22 protein-coding genes and 2 tRNA genes are annotated in these 24837 nt (G+C 46.3%); 8 read left to right on the top strand and 16 right to left on the bottom strand.

The genetic code is table 11. The annotated features are described in order from the left end of the window. Nucleotides 1–2 precede the first annotated feature (2 nt). Nucleotides 3–686, top strand: a complete 684-nt coding sequence (locus BTV99_RS09965; RefSeq protein ID WP_075102218.1) for an RDD family protein — start codon at nucleotides 3–5, stop codon at nucleotides 684–686. A gap of 241 nt (nucleotides 687–927) precedes the next feature. Here the strand turns inward: BTV99_RS09965 and BTV99_RS09970 are convergent, their stop codons facing one another. From BTV99_RS09970 to BTV99_RS10015, 10 genes are all read right to left on the bottom strand, one after another. Continuing rightward, entirely contained in the window at nucleotides 928–1938 is a 1011-nt protein-coding gene (locus BTV99_RS09970) for a calcium/sodium antiporter (protein ID WP_075102219.1), read from the bottom strand. Between the two features lie 303 nt (nucleotides 1939–2241). Next, nucleotides 2242–2622 carry an aspartate 1-decarboxylase gene (gene panD / locus BTV99_RS09975; protein WP_075102220.1) on the bottom strand — a complete coding sequence of 127 codons (381 nt, stop codon included), beginning with the start codon at nucleotides 2620–2622 and terminating at the stop codon, nucleotides 2242–2244. A 145-nt stretch (nucleotides 2623–2767) separates the two neighbouring features. After that, nucleotides 2768–3346: an aminoacyl-tRNA hydrolase gene (gene pth, locus BTV99_RS09980; protein WP_075102221.1), complete on the bottom strand. Its 579-nt coding sequence runs from the start codon at nucleotides 3344–3346 to the stop codon at nucleotides 2768–2770. Between the two features lie 190 nt (nucleotides 3347–3536). Further along, the gene (locus BTV99_RS09985; protein WP_075102222.1) at nucleotides 3537–4211 is read right to left on the bottom strand and encodes a 50S ribosomal protein L25/general stress protein Ctc; all 675 of its coding nucleotides are present in this window, start codon (nucleotides 4209–4211) and stop codon (nucleotides 3537–3539) included. Between the two features lie 394 nt (nucleotides 4212–4605). Next, entirely contained in the window at nucleotides 4606–5553 is a 948-nt protein-coding gene (locus BTV99_RS09990; protein WP_058367921.1) for a ribose-phosphate pyrophosphokinase, read from the bottom strand. 110 nt (nucleotides 5554–5663) lie between these two features. Further along, nucleotides 5664–5739 (bottom strand) — tRNA-Gln (locus BTV99_RS09995). A gap of 163 nt (nucleotides 5740–5902) precedes the next feature. After that, nucleotides 5903–5978, bottom strand: a tRNA-Gln gene (locus BTV99_RS10000). 301 nt (nucleotides 5979–6279) lie between these two features. Then, the gene (ispE, locus tag BTV99_RS10005) at nucleotides 6280–7236 is read right to left on the bottom strand and encodes a 4-(cytidine 5'-diphospho)-2-C-methyl-D-erythritol kinase (protein WP_075102223.1); all 957 of its coding nucleotides are present in this window, start codon (nucleotides 7234–7236) and stop codon (nucleotides 6280–6282) included. 104 nt (nucleotides 7237–7340) lie between these two features. After that, a complete protein-coding gene (lolB, locus tag BTV99_RS10010; RefSeq protein WP_083608614.1) occupies nucleotides 7341–8051 on the bottom strand; it encodes a lipoprotein insertase outer membrane protein LolB in 711 nt (236 codons plus the stop codon). A 150-nt stretch (nucleotides 8052–8201) separates the two neighbouring features. Next, complete coding sequence (locus BTV99_RS10015; RefSeq protein ID WP_075102224.1) at nucleotides 8202–10100, bottom strand: tetratricopeptide repeat protein; 1899 nt, start codon at nucleotides 10098–10100, stop codon at nucleotides 8202–8204. Nucleotides 10101–10664: 564 nt separating this feature from the next. On the opposite strand from BTV99_RS10015, the gene hemA reads away from it, so the two are divergent. From hemA to BTV99_RS10035, 4 genes are all read left to right on the top strand, one after another. After that, the gene (hemA, locus tag BTV99_RS10020) at nucleotides 10665–12017 is read left to right on the top strand and encodes a glutamyl-tRNA reductase (protein ID WP_075102225.1); all 1353 of its coding nucleotides are present in this window, start codon (nucleotides 10665–10667) and stop codon (nucleotides 12015–12017) included. A 123-nt stretch (nucleotides 12018–12140) separates the two neighbouring features. Then, on the top strand, nucleotides 12141–13274 hold the full coding sequence (locus BTV99_RS10025) for an aminotransferase class V-fold PLP-dependent enzyme (protein WP_075102226.1): 1134 nt from the start codon (nucleotides 12141–12143) through the stop codon (nucleotides 13272–13274). Nucleotides 13275–13463: 189 nt separating this feature from the next. Beyond that, entirely contained in the window at nucleotides 13464–13901 is a 438-nt protein-coding gene (locus BTV99_RS10030; RefSeq protein ID WP_075102227.1) for a YeeE/YedE family protein, read from the top strand. Between the two features lie 77 nt (nucleotides 13902–13978). Continuing rightward, nucleotides 13979–14398, top strand: a complete 420-nt coding sequence (locus BTV99_RS10035) for a DUF6691 family protein (protein WP_178377951.1) — start codon at nucleotides 13979–13981, stop codon at nucleotides 14396–14398. A gap of 130 nt (nucleotides 14399–14528) precedes the next feature. Here the strand turns inward: BTV99_RS10035 and BTV99_RS10040 are convergent, their stop codons facing one another. Beyond that, nucleotides 14529–16196 carry an AMP-binding protein gene (locus tag BTV99_RS10040; RefSeq protein ID WP_075102229.1) on the bottom strand — a complete coding sequence of 556 codons (1668 nt, stop codon included), beginning with the start codon at nucleotides 16194–16196 and terminating at the stop codon, nucleotides 14529–14531. Nucleotides 16197–16837: 641 nt separating this feature from the next. Here BTV99_RS10040 and BTV99_RS10050 point away from each other — a divergent pair. Then, nucleotides 16838–18973, top strand: coding sequence for an NADPH-dependent 2,4-dienoyl-CoA reductase (locus tag BTV99_RS10050; RefSeq protein WP_075102231.1), 2136 nt, complete (start codon nucleotides 16838–16840; stop codon nucleotides 18971–18973). Nucleotides 18974–19069: 96 nt separating this feature from the next. On the opposite strand, the gene BTV99_RS10055 is transcribed toward BTV99_RS10050, so the two are convergent. Further along, the gene (locus BTV99_RS10055; protein WP_075102232.1) at nucleotides 19070–19969 is read right to left on the bottom strand and encodes a tetratricopeptide repeat protein; all 900 of its coding nucleotides are present in this window, start codon (nucleotides 19967–19969) and stop codon (nucleotides 19070–19072) included. Between the two features lie 67 nt (nucleotides 19970–20036). Next, nucleotides 20037–20594, bottom strand: coding sequence for a hypothetical protein (locus tag BTV99_RS10060; protein WP_075102233.1), 558 nt, complete (start codon nucleotides 20592–20594; stop codon nucleotides 20037–20039). Nucleotides 20595–20859: 265 nt separating this feature from the next. Here BTV99_RS10060 and BTV99_RS10065 point away from each other — a divergent pair, with 265 nt between their 5' ends. Beyond that, the gene (locus BTV99_RS10065; RefSeq protein WP_256713776.1) at nucleotides 20860–21102 is read left to right on the top strand and encodes a transposase; all 243 of its coding nucleotides are present in this window, start codon (nucleotides 20860–20862) and stop codon (nucleotides 21100–21102) included. A 587-nt stretch (nucleotides 21103–21689) separates the two neighbouring features. Here the strand turns inward: BTV99_RS10065 and BTV99_RS10070 are convergent. The 3 genes from BTV99_RS10070 to BTV99_RS10080 all read right to left on the bottom strand — a co-directional run bounded on the left by BTV99_RS10070 (nucleotide 21690) and on the right by BTV99_RS10080 (nucleotide 24379). Continuing rightward, nucleotides 21690–22142, bottom strand: a complete 453-nt coding sequence (locus BTV99_RS10070) for a hypothetical protein (RefSeq protein WP_075102234.1) — start codon at nucleotides 22140–22142, stop codon at nucleotides 21690–21692. A 13-nt stretch (nucleotides 22143–22155) separates the two neighbouring features. Further along, on the bottom strand, nucleotides 22156–23154 hold the full coding sequence (locus BTV99_RS10075; protein WP_075102235.1) for a PAAR domain-containing protein: 999 nt from the start codon (nucleotides 23152–23154) through the stop codon (nucleotides 22156–22158). A gap of 220 nt (nucleotides 23155–23374) precedes the next feature. Beyond that, entirely contained in the window at nucleotides 23375–24379 is a 1005-nt protein-coding gene (locus BTV99_RS10080) for a lipoate--protein ligase (RefSeq protein ID WP_075102236.1), read from the bottom strand. Nucleotides 24380–24566: 187 nt separating this feature from the next. Here BTV99_RS10080 and BTV99_RS10085 point away from each other — a divergent pair, with 187 nt between their 5' ends. Beyond that, nucleotides 24567–24806, top strand: a complete 240-nt coding sequence (locus tag BTV99_RS10085) for a DUF4282 domain-containing protein (RefSeq protein ID WP_075102237.1) — start codon at nucleotides 24567–24569, stop codon at nucleotides 24804–24806. Nucleotides 24807–24837 lie beyond the last annotated feature (31 nt).

Here is a 24837-nt window from a genome sequence, read left to right on the forward strand (position 1 = left end):
CCATGTCAAAAAGTTTATCCAAACGCCCGCCAAAAACTGCGTCCAACCCCTCTGCGCCTAAACCCTCTGCACCCTCTGCACCCGGTGCGCCTGTGCAGCAAGACCCAAATGAAGCCCCTAGCATTGCCAAACCCTTAACTCGGGTGGTGGCGATTTTGTATGATGGCATGCTGATTTTGGCGCTGTTGTTTTTGGTCGGTACAATGTTGACGGTGATTGGGACTTTGCTAACCATGGAGACTGGCACCGAATCGTCGCAAGCTCAGTCGCTACCGACTTGGTATCAAAACCTTGTCATGACGCCGGCCTTTGTTTTGACCTTGGTGGCGTTTTATGGGATATTTTGGCGACGCGGCGGCCAGACCCTTGGCATGCAGACATGGCGGCTAAAGACCGTCAACAATGCTGGGCATTTATTGACTTGGGGACAGTCGTTTAAACGCATATTGGCGGCTTGTTTGATGCCGTTGCTGTTTGGTGTCATCGGTAGCCTGATCGGTGGGTCGCGTACAATTATGCTAACCAGTGCGTTCTTGGGTTTAATTTTTAATTACGTGTTTTGTTTGTTTAATCGCCGCGGTCTTGCCGTACAAGATATGCTCTCAAACTCCATTACTCTTAAGATGCCAAAAGTGGCGCATGAGGGACTATGGCGCGGTTTTAAAAACCGTAAGCAAAATCAATAACTGTGAGCTTGTATAGTCGATTCTAAATAAAACAGATACATTATATGTCAACGAGGAACTGGTATAAATTTTCCTTGCGTGCTGTGCCTGCGCTGCTCGATGCTGCGTAAAAATTATCCCAGTCCCACTGTATCGTTTTTATACTGAACTCACTATATGATAAGCGTCATTTGTACCGCTTATCATACAGGGATGATAAAGCGCTGGCAGTTAGCACAGCTACCTCGATCTCATCTTCTCTCTACATGTTGACGGTTTGCATCAGCCACAGTGTGTAGCCAACAAAAAACAGCATCAACGCTGCACCTGAGCCTCGGCCAAAGGGGCGATGCTTGATAAAAGCGGCGCCGCACAGCACGACAAGTAGCAGCGTAATTGCACTCATCGCCAGCACATCACGCGACAAAATAATCGGACTGGCGCTAATCGGAGCGATCAAGGCTGCCAGACCCACCACGCCTAAAGTGTTGAAAATATTAGAGCCGATGATATTGCCCAGTGCCATATCGTGTTCGCCTTTGCGCGCCGCTGACAGGCTGGCCACCAGCTCAGGTAAAGACGTGCCGACGGCGACGATGGTCAGACCGATAATCAGCTCGCTCAATCCCCATAGCGTCGCCAACTCTACTGCACCCCAGACGATGGCGCGCGAGCTGGCCACCAGTATGGTCAGTCCAAGGAACAATGCCCACAAACCACGCAGCAAGCTTGGCTCACTATTTGCTGCGCTCAGCGCGTCATCCACTGCGCGGTGCTCTACAATCTTATTATCATCGATATCATCAACCTTATGTGAGCTGCCTTCTCGCAAGCTCAGCACGATTTGGATGCCTAAGACCACGACCAATAGTGCTAAGAGTACCAGTCCATCAACGATACTCAGCTGCCCGTCACGCAGCTGCCACGCGGCCAAAGCGGTAATGATGAGCAATATTGGCAGATCGCGTTTTATGATGCCTTTATGGATGATTATGGGGCTTATTAGGGCAGTTGCGCCCAGTACCAAGGCGATATTGATGATGTTTGAGCCATAGGCATTACCCAGTGCCAGCTCCGGACTGCCTTCTAAGGCGGCCAGTACCGACACCACCATTTCGGGTGCAGAAGTGCCAAGACCCAAAATAATGACCCCAATCAAAAAACTGGGTACATTGAGTTTTTTTGCCAGCGCCGTGGCACCATCAATAAAAACGTCTGCACTCCATACCAAAATTGCCAAGCCGATCAATACAGCAATAACTGCCAACCACATCAGTATGTTTCCTTATCAATGAATAATGACCCCAAACTCAAAAAGCACGCCAACCCCTGTCAAGCCGTTAAAACTTGTCAAACCGTTAAAACTAGGTTTATCTACAAAGTAGCTGGCAGGTATTGTCCAGCGCCGCCCATCTTTAAGTTTGGAGAAAAATATAAATGTGCCAGATAAAAATGGCACAAAAAAAGCTGAATCCTCTGTAGAGTCAGCTTTTATGTACGATAATCATATATATGCCCTGACGGCTGACAGCGGTGACGTTTGATATGGGTCAGCAGCGCTTGGAGCGTCAGGCGCTTAAGCCACTTGTACAGGGATAATATTGGCGGTGTCTTTTACCGTGTTGTCTTCGTTGCAGTAGACCAGTTTTGGCTGGTAGGTCGCAGCTTCTGCTTCATCAAAGTGCGCATAAGCACAGATAATGACGATATCGCCTAAGTCTGCCATATGAGCAGCAGCACCATTTAATGAGATGATACCAGAGCCTGCTTCGGCGCGAATCGCATAAGTGCGAAAACGCTTGCCATTGGTGACATTATAGATGTCGATTGATTCGTTTTCGCGCAGACCGGCGAGGTCCAATAAATCACCATCGATACCGCATGAGCCTTCGTAGTGCAGCTCGGCATGAGTGACGCGGGCACGATGTAATTTGCATTTAAGCATATTAAGTAGCATAAGTTGCTTCCTTAGCGTAACAAAGATTAATGAACGAAATCATCATGTTAGTGGGGGCGATTTTGCCAAAATAAAAGACTACTATAAAGTATCACGTAACAAGTCCAGCGGTAAAAACCCAGCGGTAAAGGTCTGGCCATTATAATTAGGGCAGTTTAAAGCCATTAATTTGGGAACGGGCTTTTTCGATATCGCCGCCTAACAGCAATGGCAACGCATCAAACGCGGCGCTCAGAGCACTGTCGATGGCAATCTGCTCATCAGGTGAGGCCTTTGAGAGGACATGTCCACTGACCTTTGATTTGTGACCTGGATGCCCGATACCGATACGCAGTCGATGAAAGTCGTTGCCGATATGCGGGGTGATATCGCGCAGACCGTTATGACCGCCATGGCCGCCATTGGTTTTGAGCTTGATACTACCCGCTGGAATATCCAGCTCGTCGTGCGCGATCAACAGCTCATCGTTGTCGATGCCATAAAAGTTGACCATCGGTACCACCGATTGACCCGATTTGTTCATAAAGGTCGATGGCATCAGCAAGCGTACATCAGCGCCATGAATCTGTCCGCGTCCCGTTATCCCATGAAACTTTTTGTCAGGAGAAAGGGCGATATTGAACTGCTGCGCCAAATGATAGACAAACCAAAACCCTGCATTATGACGCGTAAACATATACTGCTGACCGGGATTACCAAGACCGACAATAAGCTTTATGGCCATAAAAACATCCTGCTTAAATGTGATAAATGAGCGTAAGGTTGATTGTGCTGTCGTTTATGTCTGACAGCACTGTGATGCTCAAACCCTACTTACAAAAACAGCAGGAGATATACATCACCTGCTGTTTTTTTTGACGAAACGAACCTATCAGCAGGTCGACGGCATAGTGCCACGACCTAGCGGTCGTTTATTATTCGCCGTCTTTGTTTTCAGCGCCTTGCTCGGTCGCAGGTACGTCAGCTGCATCAACTTCGTCAGCATCTTCGTCAACTTCTTCAACCGTTGGTGGCTGCATGTTAACGATAGTACGGTCGTGTGCATCTTCCATATCAAGTTCGAAGATGATAACGCCTTCTGGTAGTTTGATGTCTGATAGACGGAATAGATCGCCGATTTCCATGCCTGATACGTCAACTTCTAGGTATTCAGGTAGTTGTGATGGTAGGCAAACGATTTCGATGTCAGATACTAGGGTAGACAAGATACCGCCAGCTTTTGTACCTGGTGCTTCTTCACGGCCAATGAAATGCACAGGAACATTCATGTTGATTTTCTGACCTTTTACAATGCGCTGGAAATCAGCATGCATTGGGAAGCCTTTAGCTGGATGGCGTTGTAGGTCTTTGATAACGACCTGATGCGCTTCGCCATCGACATTTAGCGTCAAGATGTGTGAGAAAAACGCTTCAAATTCAAGAGACTTAACCAGCTCATTGATTTTGATAGAAACCGCAGTTGGCTCTTCGTCACCACCATAGATGATAGCAGGTACTAGGTTCTGCTTACGTAGGCGGCGGCTCGCACCTTTACCTTGCTGTTCTGCAGAACGGGCAACTGCACTTAGTTCGAAATGATTAATACTCATGGATATAATCCTATAAAAAGATAAATGAAGTGTCTGGTCATAAAAAAGTGGATTTGCGACCAATCCACTAATACGTGATGAAAGCTCGATGACCGGTCATCAGTGACGCTGACAACCAAGAAACAGAGCAATATGTTTGCCGTCATCGTTTACTGACAAATATCAGCAAAAACCTATCTGGCAAACGTGATCAGCACTTTTAAAGATGCCAACCATCAAAGATCACACAAACGGTCGGCACAGGCGCGCATTATACGTGGTTTTGTAGCAATAATAAAGACCTACGAAAAATGCGAACATAAAAAACAGCGCCATATCATCAAATATGGCGCTGTTTTTTTATATCAGGTGTCTGTGTAGCTGTATGTGCAAACCGCCACTGACACAGAAGTCGTTAGGCGTCAAACATGGCGCTGATAGACTCTTCGTTATTGATGCGGCGTAAGCTCTCAGCGAGCATCGGTGCGATACTGACTTGGCGGATTTTGCTACAAGATTGAGCAGCAGGAGACAATGGAATGGTATCAGTCACGACCACTTCATCTAGGGCTGACTCAGAGATGTTTTTTAGCGCATTACCCGATAGTACAGGGTGGGTGATGTAAGCCAATACGCGGCGCGCGCCGTTTTCTTTTAATGCTTCAGCGGCTTTGCATAGGGTGCCTGCAGTATCGACCATATCATCAACGATGACGCAGTCACGATCACGTACATCACCGATGATGTGCATCACTTGCGACTCATTGGCACGGGCACGGCGTTTATCGATGATCGCCATGTCGGTGTCGCCCAATTGTTTGGCCATCGCACGAGCACGTACCACACCGCCAACATCAGGTGATACCACCATGATGTTGTCGTAGTCTTGTTTTTGTAGGTCATTTAACAGGACAGGGGTGCCGTAGATGTTGTCGACAGGGATATCGAAGAAACCCTGAATCTGATCTGAGTGCAAATCTACGGTCATGACGCGGTCGATACTGACGATATTTAGCATATCGGCGACGACTTTGGCTGAGATAGGAACGCGAGCTGAGCGTGGACGACGGTCTTGACGGGCATAACCAAAGTACGGCATCACTGCTGTGATACGGCCCGCACTAGAGCGACGAAGCGCATCCGCCATCATCATGATTTCCATCAAATTGTCGTTGGTCGGTGCACAAGTCGGCTGCATGATAAACACGTCTTTACCGCGCACGTGCTCTTTAATTTCCACGGCAATTTCGCCATCAGAAAAACGCGTGATGTCAGCTTTACCAAGAGGAATGTGTAGGTGGTCGGCGACGGTTTTCGCAAGTTCTGGATGGGCGTTGCCCGTAAAAATTGCCAAATAAGGCATGACTGAAGTCCTATTTATTGACTCAAGCAGCGACCACTAAGCAGTGTCTAACTGCCCAAATAAAGAAAAGAGTGGTGAAAGTAATTATAGACTACTAAGATAGTAAAAAATGGCAGGGGTAGCTGGACTCGAACCAACGGATGTCAGGATCAAAACCTGATGCCTTACCAACTTGGCTATACCCCTGTAATGTCTAGGCAGGACGAGCGCTGAATGCTAACAAAGTATTAGCTAGGCGTCGCTACCTATCAACCGTCTAAGACGGCGTTCCCTAGCGGTGTTCATTGCGAACTATACCGAAATTGGGAAGGTGTTGTCAATTGCTATCACTAGCAATCCAAACTAAAAATGGCAGGGGTAGCTGGACTCGAACCAACGGATGTCAGGATCAAAACCTGATGCCTTACCAACTTGGCTATACCCCTATTGTGGCGACCTATTATAAGTAAATTTTTAGATTTTGCAAGTCATTTGCGCCTTTTTCTAGTATTTATTAAAAAATTTTGCACTCGATTTTTTATATAGTCGATTCTAAATAACACAGATACACTATATTTCAACGTGGAGCGGGTATAAATTTTTCTGACGTGCTGTTGTGATACTCTTTTTAAATACAGTTACGTAGTCTCCATCGGCGTAGCGCGCAAGGAGCATCTATATCAGCCGCCCTAGTGTGTATAGGAAAGCCGCCGCTTTTGGGATGCAGCCTGTACTCTGATAGCGCCATTATAAGTTATCTACCAAGTAAGCAGGACAAGGCGCATTTGCCAGCCATTTTTTTATCAATGCCTTATCGGTAGCAATACTGGCATCCAATGGCAAAAACACCGCACTACCAGAGCCGGTCATCCGTGCTGTGCTGCGTGCTACCGTCTCTAAGCCTTGTAAATACTGTAATGCATCATCGACGGCAGGGGCGAGGCCGGTGACGACAGGTGTGAAGACATTGTGATACGGCGCATGTAGAGCTTGTGTATAGTGCGCTGCTTGGCGCTTGATGGTCGGTATGGAGAGGGGGATAATATCACGCTGCAGCGTAGGATGGGTAAACAGCTCAGCGGTGCTGACATGTGCCGTAGGCGTCAAGACCAAATACTGCTGATCTGGTAGCGCTATCGGCGTTAATTGCTCACCAATGCCCTGCGCAATCGCGTCCTGACCAAAGATAAAAATTGGCACATCTGCGCCCACTGTCGTACCGATGTTTATCATTTCATCTTGGGAGAAGTCAAACGCCCATATCTCATTAAGTGCCAGCAGTGTCGTCGCTGCATTAGAGGAGCCACCGCCCAGCCCTGCACCCATGGGTAAGTGTTTGTCCAGCTCAATCGTCACTGGCGCAAGCTGCTTGGGTAGCTTGTTCGACGCTATGGCCGCGGCCAATAAAGCGCGAGCAGCCTGAAAGATCAGATTGTCCGTGACATGGCTGGTGATGGCTTCTGCGCCTGTCAGCCTTAATAGTCGCTCACACAGCTGATCGATCGCTAAAGTGCTATCGATGTCTACTAGGCCATCTACAAGTGAAAAATGCAGATAATCGCCCCAATCAAGCAGGCGAAAAACCGTTTGCAGATCATGATAGCCATCAGCGCGCTTGCCAGTGATGTGCAAAAACAAATTGAGCTTGGCAGGTGAGAGACGAGTCATCGTAGAAGCAGATGATGCCGCTATATTTTCAATCATATGTTTTCAGTCATGTTTTTTCATCATAAGGTACAGTCATAAAAAGCTATCTTAACGAGCAACGATAGCTTTTGAAAGGCGATCCGTTGTTGGTACCTGATAGATTAATGATTAATCGTCATGACAACCTTGTTGCCTTGTGGCTGCACTGCGCTGATTTTGGAAGGTCGTTTGTCTGAGCCTTTATAAGTAAAGTTGGCTGTCCACTCACCATTGACCGAGCTTATCAGGCGGTTTTGTGCATCGAGCTTGGGCGCGCTGTCTGAGGGCGCGGGGCGACCAGATATCCAGTAGGGCATTTGCGAGATGGGCGCTTGCCAGCCTGTGGCTTTTTTTAGTAGGGTCTCAGGATCATCAGCGGTCAAAGTACCGGTTTTTTCACTGACCAAGGTGGCCGTCTGACCATCGTATTCGATATTGGTTTTGCCAATACCGAGTGCGCCAATCAGCTCAATGGCAAATCGATCGTCTTGCTGGCCCCATGCATAAAACGCACTGCCACCTTGCGCGCCGCTGCTGTCACTGGCAGGCGTGGTCACACCAATCTTGCCGGTGATATTAAAGCTCTCTAGCTTGTTTGGCTGCTCGCTGTTTTGACCTTGTATCATGGTGCCTGATTGATGGCTAGCATTGGCAGTCTTTAGAGACTGACAGCCAGAGGTAATGGCAAGGGTAGCCGCCATCGCTGTCAGCAGGATCAGCTTTTGCGATTTAGCTTTAGACTGAAACTTAGATTTGCACTTGGATTTATATTTGGATTTATATTTAGATTTAAACTCGGCAGAGAGCTGAAAAAAAAGGGTGGCAACTGGCATAAAACATCCTCAAAAACAAACAAATTTGCAAAAATAATAATTTTGATTAAAGGCTAGCTTAAGCGCTATTTGTTACTCGCTTATACGCGGCTGTTAGCTTCTTATAAGTGCCTTGTAACCGGTACTCCGCACCCCGCTTTTGCACAGACTCTAATACAGTTGTATGCGGTCGCTGATATTATGCTGACCAAATGAAAAGCGCTGCTGCAAGTCGGCAAGCAAGGCCTCGACTTTGGCGTTATCGCCCAGGCCTTGATAAGCGCGTAGCAACAGCGTGCCTGAGCGCAAGGTCGGAAAGACATCATAAGGGGTCTGTAGATAGTCGATGACTTGCTGATAGCGTCGGTTGGTCAAGGCGTTACTTGCCAATATGTTGAGCGCTTGCAAGTGCAGCTCGTTGTCGTAGCGTGGATCATCATAACGAATCTGGATGATGTCGGTCGCCAAGACCAAGCCTTGCTCAGAGTTTGGCTCATTGGCCAAGAGCAGCTGGGCGTAACTTAGCTGATAGGCCAGATTGCTCGGATCGAGCGCGCGCAGATGATTGAGCAAGGTGCGTTTGACGATATAGTCGTTTTTATCATCGAGGAGCTGAGCGCGAGCAAACAATAGCATCTCATTGTCAGGGTATTTACGCGCTGCCCGAGTCAACAGCCGTAGCGCTTCATCCGGCTCGTTTTGTTGCCATAAAATATCGGCCTGCATGACATAAGTGTCAGGGGCAAAGACGCTAAATTGTTTGCGTAGTTTTTCTAAAGTGCTGATGGCGGCAGCGACATCGTCATCAAGTAGCTCAAACGCCACCACCTTTCGACGTGCCTCCAATACCAAGTCTTCTTGCATCACTGCATTGAGATAGTGTTTGGCTTGCTCAAAGCGCTGCTGACGCTCAGCACTGATGCCTAGATAGTAATAGGCCCGATCGAGATAAGCCGGAGATTTGGCGAGTATATTTAGCAGCTCATCAGCGCTGCGGTACTCTTCGATATCCAGACTGACCAAGGCGGCAAGCAAGGTAATCTCCGCATCCTCACGAAAGCGCTCGTGCGCTTGTAGTAATAATTGCCACGCCTCTTGGCTTTGTTTTAAGTCCAGTAAATAGCGAATCTCGTACAGGTACAGACTCTTGCTATCAGGGTTGCGCAAGCGCGCTTGGCTAAGGTAATTGACCACGGTTTCGGCGGTGACGATTTTACGTAAGATATCTGCCTTTAGGGTAATAAAAGGCACATAATCAGGCTGGCGTGCCAGCGCACGGTTGATATGTACAATAGCAATCTCAGGCTCATTAAATTGGTAGAGCAGGCCTGCCTTTAGTACCGATAATGACGCGTTTTGCTTGCTATCGAGCGGCTGAAGCGCGGCGAGTAGATCGCGTTTGTCAGCATCGGTATTGGGGTAAATACCGATTAATATCTCGCTTAAGTCGGCGCGTGGATCGTAGCGTAAGATGCGGTTTAGTGTCTCGCCTGCCAAGACGTAATCGTGTGCGCGCAGTGCCAAATGCGCGACATAAAACCAAGCAGGCACGTGATCGGGGTTTTGCTCTTGCCACGTTTTGGCAAACTGTAACGAGTCGGCCACACTCTCGTTTTGTAAAGATAAGCTCAGCGCCCGCTCAAAGACAGCGGTGGCATCTTTTTTGAATGACTGCTGTTTATAAATGGCGACGGCGCGTTGTTTGTCATCGCGATCAGCGGCAAACTCCGCCGCCAAAAGCGCGTACAAGCTTGGCTCGCTTAGCTCAGGCTGCCAGATGCTAGCAGGAGCCAAGCGCTGCACATCGACAGTCTCTGGCAGTCTTTCGCTGGCGCTGGGTGTCGCGGCGCTCGTAAGCGTGCTGACGCTGTTTTGCTGGTTTTCTACCTTCGCTGGGATATCGATAGCACTGGCGTGCACAGGAGCAGATAGGCACAGACAAACAGCCAACGATAGCGTTAGCCGATAGCGTTGGCACAAGCGCTCTATAATGAGGTTTAATAAAGCGCGTAGGCTCAATCGCTCATCAAGTGCTGGCGGTGCCCGAAATAATGACCCAAAAAAAATCATAAATAGCTGTGTTCGCCCGATAGTGACTGCCTAATCCATAGGTAGCGTTTAATAAGGGGTGGTTCGTCAGGTTAAGGTGCGTTTTCAATGATGCAGGCTGAGATGAAAACTTAGGGTAACACTCAGATGAAAGCGCCTGTCAAACATTATAAGAGTAGAATGACAAGATAAACAATAGCAGCCGTGTTACTCAACTAGCGCACAATTACAGATGCAGGGCGTCATGTAATGATACCCGTCATAAAAGTCGCCTAGGTGGTTGATTTGTCGGGCAAGTGCCCAGATACAAGCAAATACTCATCCGAAGTGGGTGAGTGTTAATTAACGCTGGTAATAATGATATAATAGGCGATTTTAAGCTCTTCCTTTTAGCGCTGTCGTCGCAAACGGTATTTTTTGTTTATATATTATATATAGTGAGTTTAGGATAAAAATGAGACAGTTCCGTGTTGAAATGCAATGTATCTGTTTTATTTAGAGTCGACTATATAAGAATTGGTTTATATAAACAATCAAAACACCGTATGGCTGGCAGGTGAGCGTCATTTTTATGGTCTATCAATAATGAGATTAGTGGTCATTGGGGTCAATCACAAAACCGCACCAGTCGCTCTGCGAGAGCGCTTGGCGCTTGTTGGTGACGATGTGAATGTCGCACTCGAGCAGTTAGAGGCCTTTACCGATGGCAGCGTGATCGTCTCGACCTGTAACCGTACTGAGATTTATGCACTGGTACCGCAGCCTGTAGAAAGCGAGCTTGCTCAGTCTGCAACCAACGCCGCCACGACCACCAGCACCACTCTATCGGCCGCCGCCATCAGCGCTCATATCATTAAGATAAAAACATGGCTGGCTGAGTTTAAGCAGCTGCCACTGGCTGAGATTGAGCCTCATCTATACGTGCACCGTGATACCCATGCTCTGACGCATTGGCTGCGAGTGGCTGCAGGTTTGGACTCGATGATCTTGGGTGAGCCGCAAATCCTTGGTCAAATCAAGCGCGCCGTTCATTTGGCACAAGACCAAAAAGCCTTGAGTAATCAGCTCGGCTGGATTGTCGATCAAGTCTTTGCCGCGGCCAAACGCGTGCGAAATGAGACCAAGGTGGGCGCGCAAGCGGTGTCGTTGAGCTTTGCTGCGGCCAAACTGGTCACGCAGATATTTAATGATTTGCCCAGTCGGACGCTATTGGTCGTTGCCGCAGGGGAGATGAACCGCTTGGTGGCGACGCATATCGCAGGGCTGGGTGTGGGGCGAGTGATTATTTGTAATCGCAACCCTGAGCGCGCCGAAGCCTTGGCGGCCGAATTGCGCCATCCCAATCGCCGCGTCGAGGTCAGAGCACTTGCGGAGCTGCCGCAAGTGCTGGGTGAAGCCGATATTGTCAGTAGCTGTAGTGGCAGTATGGATGTACTCATTGATAAAACCATGACGCTACAGGCACTCAAGCGCCGTCGTTATCAGCCGATGCTGATGATCGACTTGGCAGTACCGCGCGACATCGACTCGACCATTAGCCGTATCGATGATGTATATCTGTACTCGGTCGATGATTTGCAGCATGTGATCGCAGGCAACATCGAGCAGCGCAGGCAGGCAGCTGTCGATGCCGAGTTGCTGGTCAGTCAGCTGGTCGTTGAGATGGATCGCCGTTTTCAGGTCCGTCAAGTTGGCAAAGACATCCAGCAGTATCGTGCCCGTACTCATGATCAGGTGGACAAGCTGCTACAGGCCTCTATTGCCAAGCTACAGCAAGACAATGCCGATCCCGAAGATATCCTCACCGAGCTGTCACGTCGCCTTACCCAAACGCTGACCCACGCACCATCCAAGCTCATGCGCAAAGCCGCCCGCCAAGGCGACAGTGAGCTGCTGGATTTTGTGGTGTCTGGACTCCAAGACGCCCACCGCCGCTAAATGTCTTACTCGTCCGTTCACTAAACACGGGTTGGTTTTTTGGTAGATTACCCCCTATAATCAATGGGGCGAAAACACAGGTTATACCCATCCAAAAATCCGACAACGAGCAAGGAGCATCCCATGACTGCCTTACGTCAAGATATTGATCCAAACGGCCTACTAGAATACTCCGTGGTTTATACTGACCGCGCCCTAAACCATATGTCAAAAGCCTTTCAGCAAGTCATGAACGACTTATCTGCTGACCTAAAATCTGTCTATAACGCCGATGCGGTCGCCATCGTTCCAGGCTCTGGTACTTATGGAATGGAGGCTGTGGCGCGTCAGCTGGCCAATGATGAAGACTGCTTGATCATCCGTAACGGCTGGTTTAGTTATCGTTGGACGCAAATTTTAGACAAAGGCAAAATCGCCAAGTCATCAACGGTACTGACAGCACACCGCGAAGACGGCGATACGCCAAAGCCGTTTGCCCCTGTCGCGATCGAAGACGCAGTCGCTAAAATTAAAGAGACCAAGCCTGCCATGGTGTTTGCCCCGCATGTCGAAACCTCATCAGGTATTATCTTATCAGCAGACTATATCAAGGCATTGGCCGAGGCGGTCCATAGCGTTGGTGGCTTGTTGGTCATTGACTGTATCGCCTCAGGGTGTGTCTGGCTTGATATGAAAGACTTGGGCATCGATGTGCTGATAAGCGCCCCACAAAAAGGCTGGAGCAGCACCCCAGGCGCAGGGCTGGTCATGCTAAGTGAGGCGGCTGTACAAAAAGTAGACAACACCGAGTCGGACAGCTTTAGTATTGATCTAAAACAGTGGCTAAATATCATGCGCGCCTATGAAAACGGCGGCCATGCTTATCATGCGACGATGCCCACTGACAGCTTGCGTCAGTTCCGCGACACCGTCAATGAAGCCAAAAAAATCGGCTTTGATCAGTTATGTGAGGCGCAGTGGGAGCTGGGTAAGCGCATTCGTCACGTGCTCGAAGCCAAAGGGATTGCGAGCGTGGCAGCAGAAGGCTACCAAGCACCAGGTGTGGTCGTCTCTTATACCGACCGTGATGATATGCATAAAGGCGCGGCGTTTGCGGCGGCTGGCGTACAGATCGCCTCTGGTGTACCGCTTAAAGTTGGCGAGCCTGATAATTTTAAAACCTTCCGCTTAGGTCTGTTTGGTCTGGATAAATTGACTGATATCGACGGCGCAGTGCAGCGCTTTGAAACTGCGCTGGATGAAGTATTGGCCAGTTAATAGCTCCTATTAAACTGAGGGCATGCCCTAATCACCATTTATCTGATTGGGCATCATCCAGATCACATACTGAACCTATAATCATTGGGTTCAGTATTTTTTTACCCTTTTATTATATTTTATTATATAATGTATTTATGTAAAACGAATGTATTTTATTTTTGATAAAAATTGGCTTAGGTAAATATGATGAGTATACAGATAGATTGGCTGGCCTTTACGCCGATATCCTTGGTCGGCGGTTTGCTGCTAGGGACATCGACCGTTGTTTTGTTATTGGGTATTGGGCGTATTGCCGGCATCAGCGGTATCGTGTCAAGCGTGCTAAAACCCAAAAATATAGAGATGTGGCAGATACTGTTTATCGCAGGGCTTATCGTCTCGCCTTTACTATATAGTCTGGTGCGACCACTGCCAGATATAGAGATCACCACGTCATTACCCTTGTTGCTCGTTGCTGGGCTATTAGTGGGTTTTGGCACGCGTTTGGGGTCAGGCTGTACCAGTGGCCATGGTATCTGCGGCAACGCGCGCCTGTCAAAACGCTCAATGGCAGCGACGGCGACATTTATGCTGTTTGGTGTTGTGACTGTGTATGTGGGCAGGCATGTACTCGGTATGTTTTAAAAATGACTTAACGCAGTATAGACGGCTCGTTTTATCTATAACGGCTTGAATAAACAGATGAAGTATGAGGCACAATAATGCTAAAAAACATGATTGGATTACTGGCCGGTTTATTATTCGGCTTGGGACTGCTGATAGCAGGCATGACCGACCCTGCTAAGTTGCAAGGGTTTTTGGATGTCTTTGGCGCGTGGGATATCTCCTTGGCCTTGGTGATGGGTGGGGGGCTGCTAGTGGCGATCATCGGTGTACAGTTGGCCAAGCGGCAAAAAACCAGCTGGGCGGGCACTTTTATCTTATTGCCAAGTAAGACTGTGATTGACAAAAAGCTGCTAATGGGCGCGATGATGTTTGGTATCGGTTGGGGGCTTGTGGGTATCTGTCCAGGCCCAAGCATTGTGCTACTGGGGACAGGGCACTGGCAAGCGTATGTATTTGCCGCTGCTATGCTGGCAGGTATGCTCATCTATCAGTGGGTGGCGCCAAAGCTTGATTGAGCGCTGGTGACTTAAGTGACAATCCCCATATATCAAAACTTATGTATCAAAACTTATGCATCAAAAAGGTCAGCCTAGCGATAGTCGTTAGGCTGACCTTTTTACAGTACTGATATAAAACGATTAATGGCTATGCTTTGGCACTGGCGGTGACTTTGGGTGTTTCGTGTGCCAGTGATTTGGCCGCTTGGCGCAGCTCGTATTTTTGTACTTTGCCCGTGCTGGTTTTAGGTATTTCAGCAAAGATAATGTACTTGGGCACTTTAAAGCCTGCCAAGTACTGCTTGCAGTGCTCCATCACATGGTCGCGCTGCAAGGTGCTACCAGCATGAATCTCGATAAAGGCCACGGGCACTTCGCCCCATTTGTCGTGCGGTGCGGCGACGACGGCGCAGCTTTGGATTTCAGACATTTTGTATAAGACGTTTTCGACCTCGATACTTGAGATATTCTCGCCGCCTGAGATGATGATGTCTTTTAGCCTATCCATAATCTTGATATAGCCATCAGGGTATTTGACCCCCAAGTCACCGGTGCGGAACCAACCATCAGCAAAGGCTTCTTCGGTCGCTTTGCGGCTTTTTAGGTAACCTTTCATCACCATATTGCCGCGCAGGGCCAGCTCGCCCATCTCTTCCCCATCAGCGGCGACTGGCTCCGTGGTGCCTTGTTTAAACAGCTCAAAACCCGTCATCAGATGCGAGGTCACGCCTTGACGAGATTTTTTCTGAGCGCGGCCAGCGACATCCAGCGTCTCCCACTCGTCTTGCTCAGCGCAGATGGTGACTGGCCCATAGACTTCGGTGAGACCGTAGACGTGCGAGATATGAAAGCCCATCGCTTCCATCGCTGCCAGCATGGTCTCAGAGGGCGGCGCACCAGCGACCCAGCCTTTGACTTCATGAGTAATGGCTGCTTTATATTCAGCCTTGCCACCTGCGATCATGTTGTGCACCACAGGCGCTGAGCAGTAATGCGTCACTTGGTGCTTGGCAATCAGCTGCAAAATCAAATCTGCATCAATCTTGCGCAGGCAGACGTTGACACCGGCGCGCTCGGCGATGGTCCAAGGAAAGCACCAGCCGTTGCAGTGAAATAGGGGCAGTGTCCATAGATACATCGGGTGTTTGGGCATGTCCCAATCTAGAATATTGGAAACAGCGTTAAGCGTGGCACCGCGGTGGTGATAGACCACGCCTTTTGGTTTGCCCGTGGTGCCCGAGGTGTAGTTAAGGGCGATGGCATCCCACTCATCCGTTGGACGTTCCCAGTTGTCTAGGTTGTCTGAGCTGGCGATGAGCTCTTCGTAGCTCATTTGACCAAAACGCTCAATATCGATCGCGGCATCTGTCGCATGAATGACGATAAGATTGGGAAAGGCCTCATCGATAATCTCGGCATGCTCAGCAAACTCACTGTCCAAGATCAATACTTTGGCTTCTGAATGCTGCAAACAAAAGCTAAGCGCATTGATATCGAGACGGGTATTAAGGGTACAAAGCACACCGCCTGACATCGGCACCCCAAAGGCGCATTCGACCATCGCTGGCGTGTTTGGCATCATCACCGCGACGGTATCATTCTTATCGATACCCAGTTTGCGCAGACCATCAGCCAGCTGACGACAGCGATCATAAGTCTGTTGCCAGCTCTGGGTGAGGTTGTTGTGCGTCAGATCGTCGTAGATAATGGCAGTTTTGTCAGGGTAGACCTGCGCGCTACGGATGATGAAGTCGATAGGAGTGAGCGGTTGGTGATTGGCAGGCGTTTTGCCAAGACCGGTATGAAAGTCTGTCATTAGGATAGTCCTTTATCGTATTTCTATAATGCGATGGTGCAAGGGATGAGCGAAGCGGCTGCTAAGTCAGCTCAACCCAAAGTCAGCTCAAAATAACACAGCGACGCCAATGTCATCGTATTACTGGTAAAACGCGACTCACGTGCGGTGCATTGGTCATCAGAGTTATTGGCTCAAAGCCTGCGAAAAACTGATCGCAGTCGCATGGTGGCAGCTGTAACGTCACTCAACGACAACGTTTGTCACTGAATGGCGGCTGTCAGTAAACTGCCTAGCGTATCACTGAATGGCTCGCTGAGTAGGGTGAGTTTTGCGTCACAGGCGACAGGCTTTTTGTCTGATTGCTTGACCGACTGTTTGGCTGAGTAAAAAGCAGCGCCCCGCTATTATAGCCAATCGTATCGAAAATGGGGCAGGTTTTATGGCGGATATTTAAACAAATGTCAAAAACCGTATTGTCCATCCATCGCGGCAATATATTGCCCACTCATCAGTCGCTTGTCCGCGTAGCTGATAATAATAGCGGTGTGTTAGGATATCAGCAATGCTCAATCCCGCAGCCCAGCTGATATAAAAGCGAAACTTTTGCACGCTCAGCCAGCTTAAAAGTAGTCTCCCAAACCATTCATAAGGAAAATGATATGACAGCCAGCCGCACTGCCAAAACCATAGAAACTGCTCGCGCAAACGACCACTATCCACATCTATTCGAGCCATTAGATTTAGGCTTTACCACATTAAAAAACCGTCTGGTCATGGGCTCGATGCACACCGGCCTTGAAGACCGTTTTTATAATTATGGCAAGCTGGCGGCTTATTTTGCAGAGCGCGCAAAGGGCGGCGTGGCGATGATGATCACAGGTGGTATCTCGCCCAATCGCGAAGGCTGGCTGCTACCCGCTGGCGGTACCATGAATAGCAAAATGGACGTCATCAACCATCAGCGCGTCACCCGTGCGGTACATAAGTTTGATAGCAAAATTATCATGCAAATCTTGCACAGTGGCCGCTACGGTTATCATCCATTTATCGTGTCATCAAGTCCCATCAAGTCACCCATCACACCGTTTAAACCGCGTAAGATGAGCGTCAAAAACATCGAGCAAACCGTCGAGGACTACGCACGCTGCGCCAAGCTTGCCAAGCAGGCAGGCTATGATGGTGTTGAGATTATGGGCTCAGAGGGCTATTTGCTCAACCAGTTTTTATCACGTCATGTCAATAAACGCAGCGATCAATACGGCGGTGATATCAATGGCCGTATGAAGTTTGCTGTCGATGTGGTCAAAGCCGTTCGTGCGGCGGTGGGCGAAGACTTTATCATTCTGTTCCGTTTGTCAGTGATTGACTTGGTCAAAGACGGCAACGTCATGGACGAGGTCATCACAGTCGCCAAGGCGCTAGAAGAAGCGGGCGTCACCATTATGAATACCGGTATTGGCTGGCATGAAGCACGCGTCCCGACGATTGTCACCAGCGTGCCGCGCGCCGCTTTTGTCGATTTCACCGCTGAGATTAAAAAGCATATCAGTATCCCAATGATGGCGGCCAACCGTATCAACATGCCAGAGACTGCCGAAGATATCGTCGCCAGTGGTCAAGCGGATATGATTCAGATGGCGCGTCCGTTCTTAGCCGATGCGCACTGGGTTAATAAAGCCAAAAAAGGTCAGACGGATCGCATCAATACTTGTATCGCTTGTAACCAAGCGTGTCTTGACCATACGTTCGAAAACAAACGCTCGACTTGTCTGGTCAATCCGCAAGCCTGCTACGAGACGGAATTGGTTTATAAGAAAACCAAAAATCCGAAAAAAGTCGCAGTCATCGGTGGCGGCGTCGCTGGTATGTCAGCGGCTCACGTCGCGGCATTGCGTGGGCATGACGTGACATTATTTGAAGCCAAAGACGTCTTGGGCGGTCAGTTTAACTATGCCAAAGTCATCCCTGGCAAAGAAGAGTTCTTTGAGACCATTCGCTACTATATCAATGAGCTTGAGCACTTAGGCGTTGAGATTAAACTCAATACCAAAGTCGATAAAGCCATGCTTGAGAAAGCCCAGTTCCATCATGTTATTGTCGCCACAGGCGTAGTCCCAAGAAGCCTTGAAGGCAAGCTAGAAGGTGCTGAGCTGCCACAAGTCATCAGCTATGCTGAGCTGCTATCGGGCGAAAAATCAGTTGGCGAGACGGTCGCAGTCATAGGCGCAGGCGGTATTGGCTTTGATGTCAGTGAATATCTGACGGCCAACCACGGTCAATCACTTGATGAAATCGGCCCTGACGCGCTAAAAGATCCAAGCTACCGCACCACGCCGCAGTCTATCAGCGAGTGGCGCGCAGAGTGGGGCGTGACCTCTGATACGAGTTACCAAACGGAGGGTGGCTTGATTAAGCCTGAAGCCATTAAGCCGGTTCGCCAAGTGTACTTGATGCAGCGCACTAAAGGCCGTCTGGGTAGCGGACTCAATAAAACCTCTGGCTGGGTGCATCGCGCCCATATTAAGTCGCACGGCGTCATCCAAGTTGCTGGCGTACAGTATGACAAAATCACCAACGAAGGCATTTGGGTGACCAATGCCCAAGGTCAAAGCCAGCTGCTGCGTGTCGATAGCGTGGTCGTCTGTGCCGGTCAAGAGTCGGTCGTAGAGCTGATGCCAAACGTTGGCGATGCGCCAGACGCGCAGTATCATTTGATTGGCGGTGCAAAGCTCGCCGCTGAACTAGATGCCAAACGTGCGATTCGTGATGGCGCTGAGGTTGCGGCGAGTATTTAAAAGTTTAATTTTTGAATTAAAGTTTTAAATTGAAAGGACGGTAGGGGAGGGATCTCCTGCCGTTTTTTACTTCGTAAACTGTGACCCTTTTTAATTCTATAGGGGTTCTTCGATATCACCTAATGTGAGTCCCGTTTCTTGTGTGCTATAAATAACGATACCTTCATCGTCGATTTTACCATTCATAACCAATCTACCGATTCGATTACTGGCTTGTTGATTGCCTTGATCGGCGGCCTTTTGATACCACTCAAAAGCTTTATCATAATCTTGCGGCACACCATAACCGTTCTCATAAAGACCACCGATGTTAAGTTGTGCTAAATCTAACCCTTGATCAGCGGCTTTGGTATAGCACTCTAAAGCCTTGTCATAGTCTTGCGGTACGCCGTAGCCGTTTTCATAAAGAGTGCCAAGATTATTTTGGGCATCAAAGTCTCCATTGTCAGCTGCCAATGCATACCATTCAAAAGCTTTATCATAATCTTGCGGTACACTATAACCGTTCTCATAGAGACCACCCATATTAAGTTGTGCTACACCTACCCCTTGATCAGCAGCTTTTTTGTACCATTCAAGGGCTTTATCATAGTTCTGATCTACGCCCTTGCCAAAATAGTACAGTGAGCCTATATTATTTTGAGCCTTAAAGTCTCCATTATCAGCTGCTAACAAATACCGTTGCATTGCTTTTTCATAGTTTTGAGCAACGCCTACTCCATTTTCGTACATAACACCAAGATTAAATTGAGCATCAGAGTACTTTTGGTTAGCCGCTTCTTGAAACAGTTCAAAAGCTTTTTCATAGCTCTGAGGGACTGAGTCACCCTCAAAATAGGCAAGGCCAAGCTCGTATATTTCAGCAGGGGTGCTTTGATTAGATAATATAGGTGTGTTTGAAGACTCTGCTAAACAAGCAGAAGTTATTAAGCTACTGGATAGCACTGTCGCTAGCAATATATATTGGGCTAAGTTATAGATTTTCTGTTGATACATTATAATTCCTTCGGAGAAATTTTTTTATCTATAATAAAACTTTGGGGAAAGTATCCTCAATTATTTATTATCTGGCATTAGTATGACTATACTGTGGCTCATTTAAGTCATAACAAGGTAAGCTGTAATCGTACTTAAGCTCCACCAAAGTACGTGCTTTAAATAAATCAATAAGATAATCATTTTGCATGTCGGTCATATACATAAAAATGGTAGCTTTATCCTTACATAGAATATGGACACGTTTGGCTGTTTGATCAGATCTACTTGAGGTATTAGCTATATAATCGTTTTTGTCAATTTTATCAGTCATATCTACCCAGCCTTCTTTGAGAAGAAAGCCATGTAAATGTAACAGTCTATTCTTGTCAAACTCGGGGCTTGCATATCTGGATGTGTACCATACATCCCTATTAGAATGACTATTATCGCTTACTTTGAAGCTCATAAAATTAGCAATTTTATTAAGTTCGGATATGAGCCAGCTTTCTTTCTCAACCAATTCTTGTTGGTATATTTCAAGCTCTTTATTTGGTTCTAAGTCTACAGTCCATATAAATAAAATAATAACGAAAGCAATAAGTAAAATGTCGGATAATTTATATTGTTTGCCTCTTATTTTCACTGATTATTTTCCTACATACTCAATAATATTTTTCAAAACTAGGTTGTTTAATCTGTTCTAAATATTTCAAGTAGTTCACTAATTGCTCTCTATATTTCTCATTCGATTTAAATTTTGGAGATTCAACCCACTTGTTACGATTATGAATAATGGATTCTAAGGTAAAGTCCTGATAACCAGACTCCGCTTCACAACAAGGACATATTCCAAAGCTTGGTCACAAATGTGTCATCATCATGGACATGAGCGAGAATAAAGCAAAGCACTGTTTTGCCCGAGTGCAAGGGGAGAGCTATGCTCGAGTACCAGACTTCATAAGAACAAACGTATCAAAAAGCTATTAAACCGACATGGTCATCGTATTCTTTGGCTACCGCCTTACAGCCCTGATCTAAACCCTATTGAGAAGAAGTGGGCTGAAGTAAAAACGCTCAGGCAAGGCTGGGGTAAGAATAATCTAAATCATTTATTCAGCAATGTCTGCTGTTACAACTTTAAGTTGGATTGACTATATAGTTAACTCACTTTAAGACCGATACAGTACAGCTGGTATGAATTTTGCGCAGCATCTGTCAGCGTAGACACAGCAAGCAAGGAAAATTTATACCAGTTGCCCGTTCATATGAGCGCATCGATTTTATTTCGAACTGACTATATATCGATTGTCTTAGAGTTAGATATTTTTAATATGATAAGTTAATCTCCAGTCATCCACTGCTTCATCTGTTAGTTCTCTACCTGTGTCAACGTACTGTAAGGGGTTGAATCTAGTTGGCATATCTGTATGATTGATAGTTTTGATATGTGGACTTGTTTAAAAACTAAAGACTATTGAAAAAATATAAATTAGAAAAAATGACTATAATACTCTTTTTTAGTGCGATCACTTATTTTCAGATTTTTTAGGTTGCGTGATTTATAGTTTTGATAATTATACTCGGATTCAGAAAAGATTTTAACAGGGGTGGTGTCTATTATGTTCGATTACTTATTGATTTTTTATTAGTGATTTTTAACGCAATATATACTGATTTTTTTTGTTAAGACATTAACATGGATGGGGTTATAAAATTTCGTGATAGGTGTTTTGTTAAATTATTGATAGTTATTACAGTCGATATTTGAGGAGTATTCAGCTCTTTTGATATCTATAGCATTATCGCCACTCATCCAGTTTCTTTTATTTTTCAGTATTTTCTTACCATTCAAATAATTTTCAAATTCTATAGAACTCTCTGTTTCGAAAATATTTCCGTCACACACATTGATAAAGAAATAAATTATTCCATCGCCTATCGACGTTTTAAAATTCGTGGTTGAGCCATAAACATAAGGGTTTTGTACATACCAGCTATCAACAGCTGTTACTTTGCCTGCTATTTTTTCACCCTTGTAAGTCAATTGGTAATTTTCGCTAGAGATATATTTCAGTTTTAACTTACCTAGGATTGGCGGTTGATATATCTTATGATTAAGAAGTGATAATACTGTTATAGTTAACAGAGTAATGAATAATAAAACTAAGAGGTTTTTATGTTTTTTAAACAACTTTTATCCTTACCTATTTTTTAATAGTTATGTTTATATAGTTCGACCAACTCCCTGTGATTTTATAGGGCGTACCGTTCGGATCCCAGCTTCCTGGTATCCAGTCAAATGTATCGTAAGGATCTTTAAATTTATCTTTGAAGAAGTAGTTGATTTTTCCAGAGATTCTAATATCACTTACAGAGTTTTTATTTATTACACCTTCGAATTTACCAGCTATTACGCCACTACCATAAGCCCATATCCCAATTTCTTTACCAACATTGTAAGAGTTTTCAAAAGTGTAGTCTTTATCATTTATTTTGAATTTTCTAACTAATTGATGAATAAATCGACTTTGTATTGATCCATCTTGTTTGAATGCTCCTTTTCTAACAACTGCTTTTTTCAATAACTCTAGGGAACCTAGATTTTCTAGTGTTAAGGGTTGACCTTGACCATGTAGATAGTGGTTAAACATCTCTTCATTACCAACATAGTTTTTAGGCTTATCGGTTGATAATAAGGGGTGTGCTTTGTTGGTATAGTGTTTGCCAGTGTTGTACTCATCTAACAATCTACGAGTTTCTAAAGGTGATTTTCCTTGCTCTTGGCTCCATAGTCCGAGAGAAAAGGCACCTTTAATCCAATCTTTTTTACCTCCTATACCAAATGCACCATTGTCTTGTACAAAGTTATTGCTTAACTCACTATCAGGCTCCGAATTTGCAAACACCAAAGGCTCTGCCTGCTCAACTCCCATCACATCAAAATCCGACTCCGCAAATGACTGCTGAATCGCAATCAGCTTAGCGCCGCAGCTTGTCACATCGCCGCCGCGAGCAATAGGTGCGCCATCGACAATAAACGACGGGTCACCACTAACAATAGTAGTGACCTTTTTACATTTTTTACAGATGACTTTATCGCCTTTACGCGCGACAGAGATACCGTTGTGAGTGGTGTGCGGTGAGCCGGAGATGACCATCCCACCGTGAGAGGTCTTTGCGCCGACGGTGATATAGGCTGCCATAGTGCTACCTTGCTTAAACGTTTAAAGTTTGGACTTTTATAGCGGATCTATTATGTGCATCACATTATAGAGGGCTATGACGCTAAATATCAAACTTAAGTTTGTTTAAAGGTATAAATTATATGGTAAGCTCAATCGGCGTGAATTATGAAGGCTTTTGAGTAATTGACTGCAAGAGGAACTTGACTCTCTTTATTCATTATTAATAACAAGCAAAAATCTAACCTTCCATCTCACCAAGTAACCACGCAGACACATCATTAATCTGCGCTGCCACATCAAGATGTGCTTGCCCCAGCTTAGCCAGCTTGGCTTTAATATCATGTCTATCGTATTTGATATCAGTTAGTGTCTCTTTTAACAAGTCAATCAATTCCACGTTTAGTGCATCAGAAAAGATGACCACTTCGCGTATCACTGCTTGCTTCACATCAAGGTGCAAATCAATAATGCCCCAATCAAATCGCGTCTCGATGTGATGAGTAAATTCAGGCGTCTTGCCAAAGCGCCAATCCCAATCCGCCATTTGCTGATAATATTTGTTTAATGTCGGCTGCTTAGCGAGACTGGCTTCATCCAATTCTTCTACTGGCGCGGTATCATTATAATATTCATAAAACGCTTCGATAATCGCATCAGATAAAATCTCATGATTGATATTCTCATTAAACTCAACCAAGTTTGCCACGCGCGCACGAACCGATTTAATGCCTTTAGCTTTGAGTTTAAGCGGATGGGGGTTGAGGTAGTCGCCGAGCTTTTGCATGTTGGCATTGACGAGTAACGTACCATGATGAAAGCTGCGATCGGCGGCATGTTTAAAGGCGCTGCCGGATATTTTCTTATCACCAACTTGCATGTCGTTGCGCCCAGATAAATCCGCATCTATGCCTAATTTTTTAAGCGCGTTAATAATAATGGTAAAGTTTGCGTCTTGGTCATAGTCGTTTTTGGGTGATAAAAAGGTAAAGTTGGTATTGCCCAAATCATGAAACACCGCGCCGCCGCCACTCTGTCGCCGCGCCAAAAACACCTCGTCTGCTTCCATCTTATCGATTTTGCATTCCACCCATGGATTTTGTGAGCGGCCAATGACCACGGTCTCGCTATTTCGCCATAAAAATAGCGTGTGCGAGTCGGGATTGAGCGTATTAAATATCCAATCCTCGGTCGCGAGGTTAAACCAAGGGTTGGTCACGGCAGACTTTAGAATACGTAGTTTCATTTTTTGTCCTTTTCCAATTATTTAAAAGCAGTATGAAAATTAATCACGATTAAAGTGAACTTATGTCTCTAATTAGATTGTTTTGTTAATCTACATAGGTATAATGTTGCTACAATATTACACTTAATATTAAGCTTTATTTTGTCATTAGCTTTAACAATCCGCATTCCATTTAGGACATTAGACCATGAATTCGTTATTATCATTTGATTCTTTCATTACACCCAGAGTTATCACTATTATATATTGGCTATCGCTATTTGCCGTTTTTGTTGGCGGAATTAGTGTGATGTTTTCAGGTATGGGTGCGGCAGGATTTTTTGCAGGGTTAATGGTTATGGTGTTCGGTGCAATCTCTGTCAGAGTGTATTGCGAGCTTATTAGACCTCTTGCAAAAGTAGTTGTAAGACACAACGTATATTATTGAACTCTACTTACTTAATAGATATGCCAAACAT

This window comes from Psychrobacter sp. Rd 27.2, from assembly GCF_001921755.1.
In the GTDB taxonomy this organism is placed as follows: domain Bacteria; phylum Pseudomonadota; class Gammaproteobacteria; order Pseudomonadales; family Moraxellaceae; genus Psychrobacter; species Psychrobacter celer.

Excerpts from the sequence above, each read along its gene's own strand:
- BTV99_RS09965 (WP_075102218.1), top strand. The coding sequence starts at position 3 with ATGTCAAAAAGTTTATCCAAACGCCCGCCAAAAACTGCGTCCAACCCC.
- BTV99_RS09970 (WP_075102219.1), bottom strand. The coding sequence starts at position 1,938 with ATGTGGTTGGCAGTTATTGCTGTATTGATCGGCTTGGCAATTTTGGTA.
- panD (WP_075102220.1), bottom strand. The coding sequence starts at position 2,622 with ATGCTACTTAATATGCTTAAATGCAAATTACATCGTGCCCGCGTCACT.
- pth (WP_075102221.1), bottom strand. The coding sequence starts at position 3,346 with ATGGCCATAAAGCTTATTGTCGGTCTTGGTAATCCCGGTCAGCAGTAT.
- BTV99_RS09985 (WP_075102222.1), bottom strand. The coding sequence starts at position 4,211 with ATGAGTATTAATCATTTCGAACTAAGTGCAGTTGCCCGTTCTGCAGAA.
- BTV99_RS09990 (WP_058367921.1), bottom strand. The coding sequence starts at position 5,553 with ATGCCTTATTTGGCAATTTTTACGGGCAACGCCCATCCAGAACTTGCG.
- ispE (WP_075102223.1), bottom strand. The coding sequence starts at position 7,236 with ATGATTGAAAATATAGCGGCATCATCTGCTTCTACGATGACTCGTCTC.
- lolB (WP_083608614.1), bottom strand. The coding sequence starts at position 8,051 with ATGCCAGTTGCCACCCTTTTTTTTCAGCTCTCTGCCGAGTTTAAATCT.
- BTV99_RS10015 (WP_075102224.1), bottom strand. The coding sequence starts at position 10,100 with ATGATTTTTTTTGGGTCATTATTTCGGGCACCGCCAGCACTTGATGAG.
- hemA (WP_075102225.1), top strand. The coding sequence starts at position 10,665 with ATGAGATTAGTGGTCATTGGGGTCAATCACAAAACCGCACCAGTCGCT.
- BTV99_RS10025 (WP_075102226.1), top strand. The coding sequence starts at position 12,141 with ATGACTGCCTTACGTCAAGATATTGATCCAAACGGCCTACTAGAATAC.
- BTV99_RS10030 (WP_075102227.1), top strand. The coding sequence starts at position 13,464 with ATGAGTATACAGATAGATTGGCTGGCCTTTACGCCGATATCCTTGGTC.
- BTV99_RS10035 (WP_178377951.1), top strand. The coding sequence starts at position 13,979 with ATGCTAAAAAACATGATTGGATTACTGGCCGGTTTATTATTCGGCTTG.
- BTV99_RS10040 (WP_075102229.1), bottom strand. The coding sequence starts at position 16,196 with ATGACAGACTTTCATACCGGTCTTGGCAAAACGCCTGCCAATCACCAA.
- BTV99_RS10050 (WP_075102231.1), top strand. The coding sequence starts at position 16,838 with ATGACAGCCAGCCGCACTGCCAAAACCATAGAAACTGCTCGCGCAAAC.
- BTV99_RS10055 (WP_075102232.1), bottom strand. The coding sequence starts at position 19,969 with ATGTATCAACAGAAAATCTATAACTTAGCCCAATATATATTGCTAGCG.
- BTV99_RS10075 (WP_075102235.1), bottom strand. The coding sequence starts at position 23,154 with ATGGCAGCCTATATCACCGTCGGCGCAAAGACCTCTCACGGTGGGATG.
- BTV99_RS10080 (WP_075102236.1), bottom strand. The coding sequence starts at position 24,379 with ATGAAACTACGTATTCTAAAGTCTGCCGTGACCAACCCTTGGTTTAAC.
- BTV99_RS10085 (WP_075102237.1), top strand. The coding sequence starts at position 24,567 with ATGAATTCGTTATTATCATTTGATTCTTTCATTACACCCAGAGTTATC.